We start from the raw sequence: 13,208 nt of genomic DNA, 5'->3' as shown, positions 1-13,208 counted from the left end.
TCCAGGACATGGGCCGCAATCCCGGCATCAGTGCCGCCTGAGGCTCAGGACCCTGCGGGCCGCCGTCACGGCGTCGGCAGCGGCATCGTCAGCGTCACCCAGGTGCCGGCCTGCTTGCGGTCATAGGCCAACCGCGCCCCCAGGCTGGCCGTCATCGCCTGGACGATCCGCGTGCCGAGGCCGGTTCCACGCGGAGCGTCGCCATTGCGGAAACCGACGCCGTCATCCTCCACGCTCACCGACAGAGCCCCGTCGGCGGCCGTGGCCCGGACGCGGATGCTGCCGGTCTGGCCATCCGGATAGGCGTATTTGCAGGCGTTGGTGACCAGCTCGGTCACGATCACCGCCAGCGACACGGCCTGATCGGTCGGCACCGACACCGCGTCGGCGGCGACGATGAAACGGTCCGGGCGCCGGGACGCCATCGCGGTGTGCATCCCGGCGAGAAGCGTTTCCAGATAGAGGTCGAGCCGGACGGAGCGCACATCGTCGGAGGTGTAGAGGCTCCGGTGGATGCCGGCGATCGCGACGATGCGCGCCTGGGTCTCCTGCAGCGCGGCGCGGGCCTCGGGGTCGGACAGGTCGGATTGCTGCATCTGGATGAAGGCGCCGACCATGGCGAGGCTGTTGGCGACGCGGTGGTTGACCTCGCGCAGCAGCAACTCCGCGCGGTCCCGCGCGGCGCGCACCTCGCGCTCCGCACGCTCCCGCTCCCGGCGCAGATGCGCCTTCTCCCGGGCCTGCTCGATGGCCGCCACCAGCAGGTCGAAGAATCCGTCGCCGGCCTCCTTGGGGACGTAATCGTCCGCGCCGGCCTTCAGCGCCGCGACGGCCACCCGTGTGTCGCCGGCGCCCGTGACATAGATGACCGGCGGCGCGTCCTCGCGCGACAGCAGGCCGGGCAGGATGTCCAGCCCGGTCGCCCCCGGCATCTCGTGGTCCAGGCCGACCACCGCGATGCCGCCCTGGTCCAGCCGCGCCAACCCCTCCCAGCCGTCCTTCGCCCATTCCACGGCGTAGCCGCGCCGTTCGAGCCTGCGCTGCACCAGCCGCGCCATGGCGACGTCGTCGTCAATGTAGAGGATGCGGACGGTCGGGTCGCTCATGCTTCCGCCCCGGGGATCTGCATGACGGAAAAGAGCAGTTCCAGTTTCCGGATCGCGTCGGCGAAGCTGTCGTAGTTCACCGGCTTGGTGATGTAGACGTTGGCCCCGATGTCGTAGCAGCGCCGGATGTCCTGAAGGTCGTCGGTGGTGGTCAGCACGACGACCGGAAAGCGCCGGGTGTGGGGGTTGGCCTTGAGGCGGGCCAGGATGTCGATCCCGGTCATGTCGGGAAGATTCAGGTCGAGAAGGATGAGAAGCGCCCGCCCCATGCTCTCCCGCCCGCTTCCGTCCGCGCCGAACAGATAGGCCAGCGCGCTGGTGCCGTCGGCGAAGGGAACGATGTCGTTGGTGACGCCGGTCCGCCGGATGTTCTTCTCGATCAGCCGGGCATGCCCCTCATCGTCCTCGATCATGACGATGCGCATCGACTGGGTGTCATGCGCCATGAGCGGGTGCCTCCGATGGCAGGGCAAGGGCTTTGGGAAGGCTTATGCGAAAGGCGCTGCCCTGTCCAGGAACCGATTCGACGGTGACGTCGCCCTGCAGGCGCCGGACCAGCGTCCGCACATAGGCCAGCCCGATCCCCTCCCCCGGCCGGTCCTGAGCGCCGGACCGGCGGAACAGCTCGAAGATCCGCTCGTGATCCTGCGGCGCAATTCCGCGCCCGTTGTCGGCGACCTCGAAAAGCAGGCGATCCTCGTCGGCCCGTCCGCGGACGACGATCCGTCCCGGCCGCGCCGGATCGAGATACTTGATCGCGTTGTCGAGCAGGTTGCCGAACACCTGCTCCAGGGCGAGCCGATCGGCCATCAGGACCGGCAGGAGCCCCTCGATGGCGATGGCGCAGCGCTGCTCGCCGGCCTGATGGCGGAGGCTGGCGACCACGGCGTCCAGCAGCGCCCGCATGGAGACCGGTTCCGGGTTCATCGCCCGGCCGCCCTGGCGCGCCAGGGCGAGGATGGCGTTGATCAGCCGGTCCATCTTCGTCGTCGAGGCACGGATGAAGCCGATGGCCTCCGGCAGGTCCTCCTCCACCGCCCGGCGCGCCTCCGACGCCACGGTGTCGCCGCCGTCCCGCGGCAGGCGGTCAAGGTGGGCGCGCATGCTCGCCAGCCCCGCCTCGAATTCGCCGGTGAAGCCCATCACGTTCACCAGCGGCGCGCGCAGGTCGTGGCTGACGATGTAGGCGAAGCGCTGGATCTCGCCGTTGGCGCGTTGCAGCTCCATCGTGCGCTCGGAGACGCGCTGTTCCAGGGAATCGTTGAGCGCCTGGATCGCGTGCTGCGCCCGCATGAGGTCGCGCGTGTAGCGGATGGCGATCCAGACGGCGCCGCCGACGACCAGCACGATGAACAGGCCGCCCAGATTGGCCACCCAACCCGATGCACGGACCTGCCCGATGAGGGCGGCGAGCTGGCTGTCGAGCTGCGCATCGGCGGGGGTGATCAGATCGGCGAGCGAGCGCCGGGCGTCGTCCATCAGCATCATGCCATGGCCGGTGCGCACGACGGACAGCGCCTCGTCCCGGCGGCCGGCCTCCATCAGCGCGATGGTCTGCGCCAGCTCCTCCCGTTTGGCGGCGGCGAGGACGGCGAGGCGGTCGACGATGCGCAACTCGTCGGCATCCCCGTCGGCAAGGTCGTGCAGCCGGGCGATCGTGGCGTCGACCGCGGTGACGGCGGCTTCGTAGGGCTTGAGATACCGGCGATCCTCGGTGAGCAGATACCCGCGCTGACCGACCTCGGCGTCCTGCAGCTGGCTGAGCAGCGTCCCGGCGGCGACCCGCAACGCGGTCGTGCGGCCAACGGCCCCCGAGAATTCCCGCGCGCTCTCGGCCAGCCATCCCGACATCGCGACGATCCCCAACAGCGTCAACGCGGCGGCGAGCAGCATCAGAAGGGCGCGCCGGGTGACGGTGGTGCTGAACGTGTGCATCGCGGACGGCCGTCCACCAGCGGAAGGGGGTGGGGACCTATAGCAAGTCGGCACGCGCTTGGCAATTTGGGTTGCACCAAAACGTTGCCGATCCTGCGGCGTCACGACCGGTTCCCTCACCAATCCTCCTCCGCCGGGCAAATTGTGCCCATGGGCAAAGTCCGATCACGCGCAAGTCGAGCGAATCCGCCACTTGACGCTCGCCGGACGGCCTGCGGACGGCATATGCGGCTTTTCCGGCGCGGCGCGGGCATGGCACAACCTTTGCTATTCCCTCCTCCACCGACAACGCCCATGAACCGTGATGGAGGGGAATGTGCAAATCCTTGGGACTCATCCGACCGCCGGTCCCGCGGCCGTCCCGGACCGGAGCCGGACGCCCGGCGCCGGCCCATCCACCGGCGCGCCCAGCTTCTCGGACCTGCTGTCGGCGAACGCCTCCGATCCGCCGGCCCCTTCGGCCGCATCGGCCGAGAGCGACGAGATCGCCCGCATGCAGAAGGAGCTGGCCGCCTACAAGAGCGAACGGGACAAGGTCGTCCGGAACCGGACCAGCGACCCGCCGGCGTTCCAGATGGCGCTGCCCGTCAACGACCGCGGCTACATGCCCTATGTGACGGCCGACCAGCAGAAGCTGATGGACCGCATCACCGACTCCTATCTCGGCCGGCCGGAACATGAGATGGCCAAGATGTGGGAGGAGCTGAGGGCCAACGGTCTGACGCCGGAGCAACTCGTGCGCACCGCGGACTATTTCATCAATCTCGACGGCGAGATCGTCAGCCGTGCCGTGGCGACGGGCGGTCAGCGCTCCACCCAGCACGGCAGCACCGCCTGGACGGCCTCGAGCGTCTGACGGCCGAGTCCGCCTGGGGATGGAGGCTTCGGCCGGACGAGGCGACGTCCGGGACCGGCGCCCACTATGTGGCGTCGGCTTCCGGCTTTTGCGCGTCGCCCTCCTGCCCTTCCTGGATGAGTTGCGACCGAAGGCCGGCGGGGGCGCCCTCCGCCCAGACCAGCAGCGCGTCAAGCGCCGGGCACAGGGACTGGCCCCACTCCGTCAGGTGATACTCGACCTTCGGCGGGACCTGATGATGAACGATGCGCCCGACCACGCCGTCGTTTTCGAGCTGGCGAAGCTGCTGGATCAACATCTTCTGGGAAATGCCGGGGATGGCCCTCTCAAGATCGGAGAAGCGCCGCACCTGACCGCCGAACAGCTGGAACAGGATCACCAGCTTCCACCGGCCCTCCAGGACCCGGAGCACGTTCTGCACGCTCTGGGCCGCCGACCGCGCCGTGTAGGACGCACGCTTACCTTCCGGTAAGTACCTTACTTTTTCGTCGGTTCTTGTCATCCCGAAAGCTTAATAGCACCCTCTCTCCGTCGCAACACATTCCCGGAGAGAGCCCATGGCCCATGATCTTCCCCCGGCTGACCTGCCCGCGGCGGTCGCCGACTATGTCGCGGCCAACGCCCGTCTCGACGCCGACGGCATGCTCGCGGCCTTCGCACCGCAGGCGGTCGTCCTCGACGATGGCGGGCGGCATGAAGGACGCGAACAGCTCAAGACCTGGATCCGCACGGCGATTCTCGGCAGCCGGGCGATCTTCACCCCCGAGTCCTGGCGCGACGAGGATGGCCGGATCGCGGTGGACGGCGTGACCTCGGGCGATTTCAAGGGAAGCCCGATCCGCTTCACCTTCCGCTTCCAGCTCGAGGACGGGGCGATCGTCGCTCTGGCGATCGCGTGATGGCCGCCCGCATCGATCCCCTCGAGTTCCAGGGGCGCCGTGTCGTTGTCACCGGCGGAACCAAGGGCACCGGCCGGGCGACCGTCCAGAGATTCGTCGCGGGCGGGGCCCAAGTCCTGACGGCGGCGCGCCACGGTGCCGGCGATCCGGCGGGCGCACGGTTGGTGGAAGCGGACCTGACCACTCCGGAAGGCGTCCGGACGCTCGCCGAGGCGGCCATGGACATCCTTGGCGGCGTCGACGTGCTCGTGCATGTCCTGGGGGGCTCCGCATCCCCCGGCGGCGGCTTCGCCGCGCTGACGGACGATCATTGGCGGGCCGAGCTTGACCTGAACCTGTTCGCCGCGGTGCGGCTCGATCGAGCCCTGCTTCCGCCGATGATCAGCCGCGGCAACGGCGCGGTCATCCACGTCTCATCCATCCAGCGCCGGCTGCCGCTCCATGATTCCACGACCGCCTATGCGGCCGCCAAAGCGGCACTGACGACCTACAGCAAGGCGCTGTCGAAGGAAGTCGGCCCCAAGGGGGTGCGGGTGAACGTCGTCTCGCCGGGGTGGATCTACACGGAGGCCGCCGACGCGCTGATGGCCCGCATCGCGGCCAGCACCGGCGGAACACCCGAGACCGCGCGGCAAAGCGTTCTGGACGCGCTTGGGGGCATCCCGCTCGGGCGCCCGGCCCGGCCTGAGGAGGTCGCGGAACTCATCGCCTTCCTGGCCTCGGACCGCGCGTCCGCGATCCACGGCGCGGAGCATGTCATCGACGGCGGAACGATCCCGACGGTCTGATCCGCCCCGCCCCACACCGGTGGCCGGGCGGACAGCCCCGCCGCCGGCGCGCGACGCTCCACAATCGACCGTACACCGTATTCGCTGGAGCGGACCGGCGGAATGCTGATAGGTTGAGCGGGGCTTCAACGGGCGAAGGGGTGTCTTGGATGCCGCTGACGGAAAGGACCGCCCAGGGCGATCAGTATGTCTTTCCCGGCGCGGAACGCCGGACCGAGCCCGGCCTGCCTTACGCCGCCGAGCCCAACGGCCAACTCGCCCTCCACTTCTACGAACCGCCCCGTGCCGACGAGCGGGACCCCGGCAAGCCGCTGCCCCTGCCGCGCCCGCTCCCCCGCCCCACCGCGATCAGCGAGGGCCCGCTCGCCGGCCGCGTTGCGTTCTTCCCGCAGGTCATGAATGATGTGACCGAAGCTTTCCGAGCGTTTTCCAGCGTGACGAGAGAAAACCAGGATTGAGCGTTCGGGGATGATCCTTCGCTCCTGTTCGCGGTCCGCTGACCATCCAAGGATCGACCTTCATGCCTTTTGACAATCCGGCGGGTGATCGGGCCCGTCGGCAACCGCGGATCGGCAAGCCGGCCCGGCGGCAGACCGCTTCCGGAGCCCCGGCGCACACCCAACCGAAGGTGAACGGCTCCGCCCAGCAGAAGCACGCCCAGTGGCTGGCCCGCGCCGACGACGCCGAGCGGGCCGGCGACGCCGTCGAAGCCGAAACCTGCCGCCAGCACGCGGAGCATTGGTTCCGCGTGGCCCACGACCGCTTGTAAGACCGGCCCGATCCGCTGACCTGAGACCGTGAAGGTGTCCGCGCCCGCCATAGTTGGAGCGAAGGGGGTTGGAGCGAAGGGGGTTGGAGCGAAGGGGGGGCGCGCCCTTTGATGGACGCGGCGGGGGTTTCCGGGGCACGCGCGTCTCGCCCCCGCATTTGTCCGCCCTCGAATGATGCTTTTGCACACGTTGCGCCAAGCCCGAGCGCGTTGGTACCATCGCGGCCAAAATGTTGGTTTGCAAAACCAATCGAAGCCGGTTTTGGCAAGACCGATTTTGGCAAGACCGACTTGGCAAGGCCGATCGGGGAGGATCGACGATGGACAGCGCGCGGACGGCGCACATCGACGAGCTGCTGCGAGTCTCCGAAGGGGTTGGGTCCAGGCGTGACTCGATCATCCAGGAGTCCTGGCGCCGCTGCGTGGCCGACCACAAGCTCGACCCGGCCGTCGCGCGCGAGGCCTACATTCTGCCGAACGAGCGTCTGCGCGTGCACCGCGACGCGATGGACGAGTTCCTGCGTATGGCCCGCTTCGGGCTGGAGGCGCTGTACCGGCAGGTGGCGGGCATGGGCTATGTGCTGCTGCTGACCGACAGCAACGGCATCACCGTGGATTTCATCGGCGACCCGACCTTCGACGACCACCTGCGCCACGCCGGGCTGTATCTGGGGGCCGACTGGAACGAGGGGCGCGCCGGCACCTGCGCCGTCGGCACCTGCATCGCGACGGGCGAGCCGCTGACCGTTCACCAGACCGACCATTTCGACGCCACCCACATCGGCCTGACCTGCACGGCCTCCCCCGTCTACGACAGCGGCGGGGAGTTGGCGGCGGTGCTGGACATCTCCGCCCTGCGCTCGCCGGAGCCGAAGATCAGCCAGCATCTGGCGTTGCAGATGGTCCGCGGCTACGCGCACAAGATCGAAACGGCCAACCTCTACAACAACTTCCGGCGGGACTGGGTGGTCAAGCTCTCCTCCTCGCAGGAGTTCGCGGAGGTCGATCCGGATCTGGTCGTCGCGCTGGACGGCGCCGGCCGGATCATCGGTTTCAACAACCGCGCCCGCCGGGTGCTGGCCCAGGGCGAGACCGGCGCCGCGCCGCTGCTCGGCCGGTCCTTCTCCGACGTCTTCGACGCGGAGGTCGACGACCTCCTGCGGTTCGTGCGGTCCATGCCGTCCGACCAGCGCACGCTGCGGCTGAAGCGCTGCGGCACCCCCCTCTTCGCCCAGGCGATGCCGCCGCCGGCCATCACCGTGCCGCGCCCGCGCCCCGTCGAGGAAACGAACCTGCCGGCGCCCCTCCAGGCCGTGTCGGGCGGCGATCCCGCCCTGACGTCCATGCTGGTGCGGGCCGCGAAGCTGGTGAACACGCGCATGAGCCTGCTGATCCACGGCGAGACCGGAACCGGCAAGGAGCATTTCGCCAAGGCTCTGCACCGGGCCAGCGTCCGCGCCGGAAAGCCCTTCGTCGCCGTGAACTGCGCCGCCCTGCCGGAATCGCTGATCGAAAGCGAGCTGTTCGGGCACGAGGCCGGCTCCTTCACCGGCGCGGCGGCGCGCGGCAAGAAAGGGCTGGTGCTGGAGGCGGACGGCGGCACCCTGTTCCTGGACGAGATCGGCGACATGCCGCTGTCCTCGCAGACCCGGCTGCTGCGCGTGCTGGCGGAGCGGGAGGTGACTCCGGTCGGCCGGACCAGGGCCGTGTCGGTGGACGTGCGTGTGATCGCGGCGACGCACCGCAATCTGGTCGACCTCGTGAAGGCCGGCGCCTTCCGCGACGACCTGTATTTCCGCCTGAACGGCGCCGTCTTCACCCTGCCGCCGTTGCGCCAGCGCGGCGACCTCGACTGGCTGATCGACCGCCTGCTGGCCGAGCGGGTGGACCGCGAGGGCATCGGCTTCGTCATCACCGCTCCGGCGCTGGCGGCGTTGCGTGCCCACAGCTGGCCCGGCAACGTGCGGGAACTGGTGAACGTGCTCGACTACGCCTGCGCCGTCTGCGCGGATGGAATGATCGCGCTGGACGACCTGCCCGACCCGGTCCATCGCAGCGGCGAGTTCGAGGCCTGGCCGGCCGACGCCCTGCCATCGTCCTCCCCCACGGCGGGGGACGATCAGGCCGACCGTCTGCGCGAGGCGCTGCGCCGGCAGCACTGGAACGTGTCGGCGGTGGCGCGCGACCTGGGCGTGGACCGCTCGACCGTCCACCGTCAGATGCGCCGCCATGGGATCGTGGCGCCGCATCGGGCCTGAAACCCTTCCCCCCTCCGGGGTGGGCGCTCCACCGATGCAACACCTGTGGCACCCGCCTGCGGCGGGTCGTGCAACACCACCCCGCCCCACCCGGCCGAAGTTCCGCGACTTCAGAGACAATCCGCACCACAAACAAAGTGGCACGCCCCCTGCAATGCGCTCACCGACGCAGAAGCTGGGAGGGACTGCAGCGTGGTTCCCGTTGTCGGCATCATCGCCAATCCAGTCTCCGCCCGTGACATACGCCGGGTCGTCGCCAACGCGGCGAGCCTGCAGATCACGGATCGGGCGAACATCGTCCTGCGCGTCCTGGCCGCGCTCCGCGCCTGCGGGGTGAGCGACGCCCTGATGATGCCGGAACAGGGCGGCATCCGCGGCCATGTGGAGCGCGGCGTCGCCCGCGCCCGCGCGCACGGCGACGCGCCCTATCCCGCCATCCACCTCGTGGACATGCCGGTGACCGGCACCGTGGCCGACACCCATCGGGCCGCCGCGGCCATGCGGCAGGCCGGCGTGGCCGCCATCGTCGTGCTCGGCGGCGACGGCACGCACCGCGCCGTGGCGACCCATTGCGGCGACGTGCCGATCGCCGGCATCTCCACCGGCACCAACAACGCCTTCCCCGAACACCGGGAGCCGACCATCACCGGGCTGGCGACCGGGCTGGCCGTGACCGGCCAAGTGCCCGCCCCCATCGCCTTTTCCATGAACAAGCGCATCGACGTCTGCGTCAACGGCGGCGATGTGCGGGAGATCGCGCTGGTGGACGTGGCGCTGGTGACGGAGCGCTACATCGGCGCCCGCGCGCTTTACCGGACGGAGAATTTCCGGGAGCTGTTCGTGACCTTCGCCGATCCGGAGGTGATCGGCATGTCCGCCATCGCCGGCCTGCTGGAACCGGTCGCCCGCGACGAGAGCGGCGGGCTGATGGTCCGCCTCGCCACACCCGCGCAGCGGCAGGCCGGCACCTACCGGACCGAGTTGCGCGCGCCCATCGCGCCGGGGATGGTCACCGCGGTCGGCGTCACCGACTGGCGCCGCATGCCGGCCGGCGTGCCCTTCGTGCCGGAGGTGAAGGCAGGCTCCATCGCGCTGGATGGCGAGCGCGAGGTCTCCTTCTCGGCGCGCGACCGCGTGTCCCTGACGTTGCGGGACGACGCCTTCCGCACCGTCGACGTGGGCGGCTGCATGCGGTTCGCCGCCCAGAACCGGCTGCTGGCCGGCGTCCCCGCGCCCGCCCCGGCCACGCTTTCCAAGGCCGCCCTTTAAAAACCAGCCCTCTCGAAACCAAAAAGGGGAGAAACACCGTGACCGACGATCTTGCTTCCCAGGGACCGTTTCCCTTGAGCCGCGACGACCTGCTGAAAGCCTATCGGATCATGCGGACGATCCGCGAGTTCGAGGAGCGGCTGCACATCGACTTCGCCAAGGGGGACATCCCCGGTTTCGTGCATCTCTACGCCGGCGAGGAGGCCAGCGCCGCCGGCATCATGATGCACCTGAAGGACAGCGACCGCATCGCCTCCACCCACCGCGGCCACGGCCACTGCATCGCCAAGGGCGTGGACGTGCACGAGATGATGGCGGAGATCTACGGCCGTTCCACCGGCGCCTGCCGGGGCAAGGGCGGGTCGATGCACATCGCGGACCTGTCCAAGGGCATGATGGGCGCGAACGGGATTCTCGGAGCCGGCGCCCCGCTGGCCTGCGGCGCGGCGCTGGCCGCCAAGGTGCGCGGCGACGGCGGGGTCGGCATCAGCTTCGTCGGCGACGGCGCGTCCAACCAGGGCACCTTCCTGGAAAGCCTGAACCTCGCCGCGGTGTGGAACCTGCCGGCCATCTTCGTGGTGGAGAACAACGGCTACGCCGAATCCACGTCCCGCAACTGGGCGGTGGCGGTGGACTCCTACATCGACCGGGCCAGCGGCTTCGGCCTGCCGGGCGTCACGGTGGACGGCACCGACTTCTTCGCCGTGTACGAGGCGGCCGGAGAGATCATCCGGCGCGCGCGCGAGGGCGGCGGGCCGGCGCTGCTGGAATGCAACATGGTCCGCTTCTTCGGCCATTTCGAAGGCGACGCCCAGACCTACCGGGCGAAGGGCGAGGTGGAGGCGATCCGCGCCAGCCGCGACTGCATCAGGATGTTCGCCGAGCGCGTGATCGAGGCCGGCGTCGTCTCCCGCGCCGAGCTGGAGGCCATCGACAAGGAGGCGACGGAGCTGATCGAGGACGCCGTCCGCTCGGCCAAGGCCGCCCCGCTGCCCGGCCCGGCCGACCTGTTGACCGACGTCTACGTCTCCTACTGACCAGCCTGCGAAACGGAGGAACGCATCATGGCGCGCAAAATCAGCATGAAGCAGGCGATCAACGAAGCGCTGGACCTGGAGATGACCCGCGACCCGAGCGTGGTCGTCATGGGCGAGGACATCGTGGGCGGCACCGGATCACCCGGCGAGGATGACGCCTGGGGCGGTGTGCTGGGCGTCACCAAGGGGCTGTACGCCAAGCACGGCGACCGGCTGATGGACACGCCGCTGTCGGAATCCGCCTATGTCGGAGCGGCCATCGGGGCGGCGACCTGCGGGCTGCGCCCGGTGGCGGAGCTGATGTTCATCGACTTCATGGGCGTCTGCTTCGACCAGATCTTCAACCAGGCGGCCAAGTTCCGCTACATGTTCGGCGGCAAGGCGGAAACGCCGGTGGTCATCCGCGCCATGGTCGGCGCCGGCTTCCGCGCGGCTGCCCAGCACTCGCAGATGCTGACCCCGGTCTTCACCCACATCCCGGGCGTGAAGGTGGTCTGCCCGTCCAACGCCTACGACGCCAAAGGCCTGCTGATCCAGTCGATCCGCGACAACGACCCGGTGATCTTCTGCGAGCACAAGAACCTGTACGGCCTGGAATGCGACGTGCCGGCGGAATCCTACGCCATCCCCTTCGGCGAGGCGAACGTGCTGCGCGACGGCGGCGACGTGACCATCGTCAGCTACGGCCTGACCGTCCACCGCGCCATGGAGGCCGCGGAGACGCTCGCCAGGGACAGGGTGGAGGCGGAGGTCGTCGACCTGCGCACCCTGTCGCCCATCGACTGGGACACCATCATCGACAGCGTGGAGCGCACCGGCCGGCTGGTGGTGGTGGACGAGGCGCATCCGCGCTGCAGCATCGCGTCGGACGTCGCCGCCTTCGTCGGCCAGAACGCCTTCGGCGCGCTGAAGGCCGGCGTGCAGATGGTGACGGCGCCGCACGTGCCGGTGCCCTTCTCCCCGGTGCTGGAGGACCTCTACATCCCGAACGCGCAATCCATCGCCGAGGCGGTGCGGCGGACGCTGTCGCCCACCGGCACGTCGCCGCGCAGCATCGCGGCCTGACCCATCGCGGCCTGATCTGGAGCACGGTTCATGCAGAATGAGCGCATCAAGCCCATCGTCATGCCGAAGTGGGGCCTGTCCATGTCGGAGGGCAAGATCACCGGCTGGCTGAAGCAGCCGGGATCGACCATCGCCGTCGGCGACGATCTGCTGGAGGTCGAGACCGACAAGATCACCAACGTGGTGGAGGCCGGCGAGGCCGGCACGCTGCGCCGCGTGCTGGCCGAACCGGGGAACGTCTATCCGGTGAAAGCGCTGATCGCCGTGCTGGCCGACCCCGACGTGCCGGAAACCGAGGTGGACGCCTTCGTCGCCGGCTACGCCGTGCCCAAGGGCGACGACGGCGCGGAGGCGGAGGCCGCCCCCCGCTACCTCTTCGCCGAGACGCCGGCCGGCACGCTCCGTTACGCCAAGCGTGGGGACGGCGGGCCGACGGTGCTGCTGGTCCACGGCTTCGGCGGCGATCTCGACAACTGGCTGTTCACCATCGATGCGCTCGCCGAGGGCGCCACGGTCTATGCGCTGGACCTGCCCGGCCACGGCCAGTCCACCAAGGCGGTGGCCGACCCGACGCTGGCCGGCCTGTCGGCGGCCCTGCGCGGCTTCATGGACACGGTGGGCATCGGCCCGGCCCATCTGGTCGGCCATTCCATGGGCGGGGCGGTGTCGATGCGGACGGCGCTCGACGCGCCGGACCGCGTGGCGTCGCTGTCCCTCATCGCCTCGGCCGGTCTGGGCCCGGAGATCAACCACGCCTACATCCAGGGCTTCATCGCGGCCACGGGACGGCGCGACCTGAAGCCGGTGCTGGAGACCCTGTTCGCCGACCCCGGCCTCGTCAGCCGCCAGATGACCGAGGACGTCCTGAAATACAAGCGCCTGGACGGCGTGGACGGCGCGCTGCGGGCGCTGTCCGCGGCCCTGTTCGACGGCGGCGCCCAGGCCGGTGTCCTGCACGGGGCGGTGGCCGCCGCGGGCAAGCCCACGCTGGTGGTGTGGGGCGGGCAGGACCGCATCATCCCCGCGGCGCACGCGACGGCGCTCGGCTCCAACGCCCGTGCGGAGGTCATTCCGAACGCCGGCCACATGGTGCAGATGGAGGCCGCCGGCACGGTGAACGCGTTGTTGAAGGAGCACATCGGCGTACAGTGATCGGCGGACGGTGAACGACGCGCCCCACTCCCGCTGGTCCCTTCGGCGCCGACACCGAACGGAATTGAGCGGGG

At 69.7% G+C, this 13,208-nt stretch carries 14 protein-coding genes; 10 read left to right on the top strand and 4 right to left on the bottom strand.

Translation table 11 applies throughout. The annotated features are described in order from the left end of the window. Positions 1-65: 65 nt before the first annotated feature. Genes ACWPN5_RS17940 through ACWPN5_RS17930 form a run of 3 tightly spaced genes read right to left on the bottom strand, consistent with a single transcriptional unit; the run spans position 66 to position 3,041 of the window. Entirely contained in the window at positions 66-1,106 is a 1,041-nt protein-coding gene (locus tag ACWPN5_RS17940; protein ID WP_492296627.1) for a sensor histidine kinase, read from the bottom strand. Continuing rightward, positions 1,103-1,552 (bottom strand): response regulator, encoded by a 450-nt coding sequence (locus ACWPN5_RS17935; RefSeq protein WP_145689827.1) that lies wholly within the window; start codon positions 1,550-1,552, stop codon positions 1,103-1,105. Before ACWPN5_RS17935 ends, ACWPN5_RS17940 begins: the two co-directional genes overlap by 4 nt. Further along, the gene (locus ACWPN5_RS17930) at positions 1,542-3,041 is read right to left on the bottom strand and encodes a sensor histidine kinase (RefSeq protein WP_492296625.1); all 1,500 of its coding nucleotides are present in this window, start codon (positions 3,039-3,041) and stop codon (positions 1,542-1,544) included. The genes ACWPN5_RS17935 and ACWPN5_RS17930 overlap by 11 nt, the downstream gene beginning before the upstream one ends. Positions 3,042-3,357: 316 nt before the next feature. Here ACWPN5_RS17930 and ACWPN5_RS17925 point away from each other — a divergent pair, with 316 nt between their 5' ends. Then, positions 3,358-3,897 carry a hypothetical protein gene (locus ACWPN5_RS17925; RefSeq protein ID WP_492296624.1) on the top strand — a complete coding sequence of 180 codons (540 nt, stop codon included), beginning with the start codon at positions 3,358-3,360 and terminating at the stop codon, positions 3,895-3,897. A gap of 64 nt (positions 3,898-3,961) precedes the next feature. On the opposite strand, the gene ACWPN5_RS17920 is transcribed toward ACWPN5_RS17925, so the two are convergent. Beyond that, positions 3,962-4,318: a winged helix-turn-helix transcriptional regulator gene (locus tag ACWPN5_RS17920; protein WP_200477354.1), complete on the bottom strand. Its 357-nt coding sequence runs from the start codon at positions 4,316-4,318 to the stop codon at positions 3,962-3,964. A gap of 136 nt (positions 4,319-4,454) precedes the next feature. On the opposite strand from ACWPN5_RS17920, the gene ACWPN5_RS17915 reads away from it, so the two are divergent. The 9 genes from ACWPN5_RS17915 to ACWPN5_RS17875 all read left to right on the top strand — a co-directional run bounded on the left by ACWPN5_RS17915 (position 4,455) and on the right by ACWPN5_RS17875 (position 13,134). Next, on the top strand, positions 4,455-4,796 hold the full coding sequence (locus ACWPN5_RS17915; protein WP_492296622.1) for a nuclear transport factor 2 family protein: 342 nt from the start codon (positions 4,455-4,457) through the stop codon (positions 4,794-4,796). Then, positions 4,796-5,584, top strand: a complete 789-nt coding sequence (locus tag ACWPN5_RS17910; protein WP_492296620.1) for an SDR family oxidoreductase — start codon at positions 4,796-4,798, stop codon at positions 5,582-5,584. Before ACWPN5_RS17915 ends, ACWPN5_RS17910 begins: the two co-directional genes overlap by 1 nt. Before the next feature lie 149 nt (positions 5,585-5,733). Continuing rightward, positions 5,734-6,042 carry a hypothetical protein gene (locus tag ACWPN5_RS17905; protein WP_145689821.1) on the top strand — a complete coding sequence of 103 codons (309 nt, stop codon included), beginning with the start codon at positions 5,734-5,736 and terminating at the stop codon, positions 6,040-6,042. Between the two features lie 62 nt (positions 6,043-6,104). After that, positions 6,105-6,353, top strand: a complete 249-nt coding sequence (locus ACWPN5_RS17900; RefSeq protein ID WP_145689820.1) for a DUF4167 domain-containing protein — start codon at positions 6,105-6,107, stop codon at positions 6,351-6,353. A 320-nt stretch (positions 6,354-6,673) separates the two neighbouring features. Continuing rightward, complete coding sequence (locus ACWPN5_RS17895; protein WP_492296619.1) at positions 6,674-8,611, top strand: sigma-54-dependent Fis family transcriptional regulator; 1,938 nt, start codon at positions 6,674-6,676, stop codon at positions 8,609-8,611. A 192-nt stretch (positions 8,612-8,803) separates the two neighbouring features. Beyond that, complete coding sequence (locus ACWPN5_RS17890) at positions 8,804-9,880, top strand: ATP-NAD kinase family protein (protein WP_492296617.1); 1,077 nt, start codon at positions 8,804-8,806, stop codon at positions 9,878-9,880. A 38-nt stretch (positions 9,881-9,918) separates the two neighbouring features. Beyond that, positions 9,919-10,917, top strand: a complete 999-nt coding sequence (locus tag ACWPN5_RS17885; RefSeq protein WP_432612501.1) for a thiamine pyrophosphate-dependent dehydrogenase E1 component subunit alpha — start codon at positions 9,919-9,921, stop codon at positions 10,915-10,917. Between the two features lie 27 nt (positions 10,918-10,944). Next, positions 10,945-11,982, top strand: coding sequence for an alpha-ketoacid dehydrogenase subunit beta (locus ACWPN5_RS17880; protein ID WP_492296615.1), 1,038 nt, complete (start codon positions 10,945-10,947; stop codon positions 11,980-11,982). A 30-nt stretch (positions 11,983-12,012) separates the two neighbouring features. Continuing rightward, a complete protein-coding gene (locus ACWPN5_RS17875; protein WP_492296613.1) occupies positions 12,013-13,134 on the top strand; it encodes an acetoin dehydrogenase dihydrolipoyllysine-residue acetyltransferase subunit in 1,122 nt (373 codons plus the stop codon). The last annotated feature ends 74 nt before the right edge of the window (positions 13,135-13,208 follow it).

The organism is Azospirillum sp. UENF 211521 (assembly GCF_058780535.1).
This window is presented reverse-complemented; position numbering and strand designations above follow the sequence as displayed.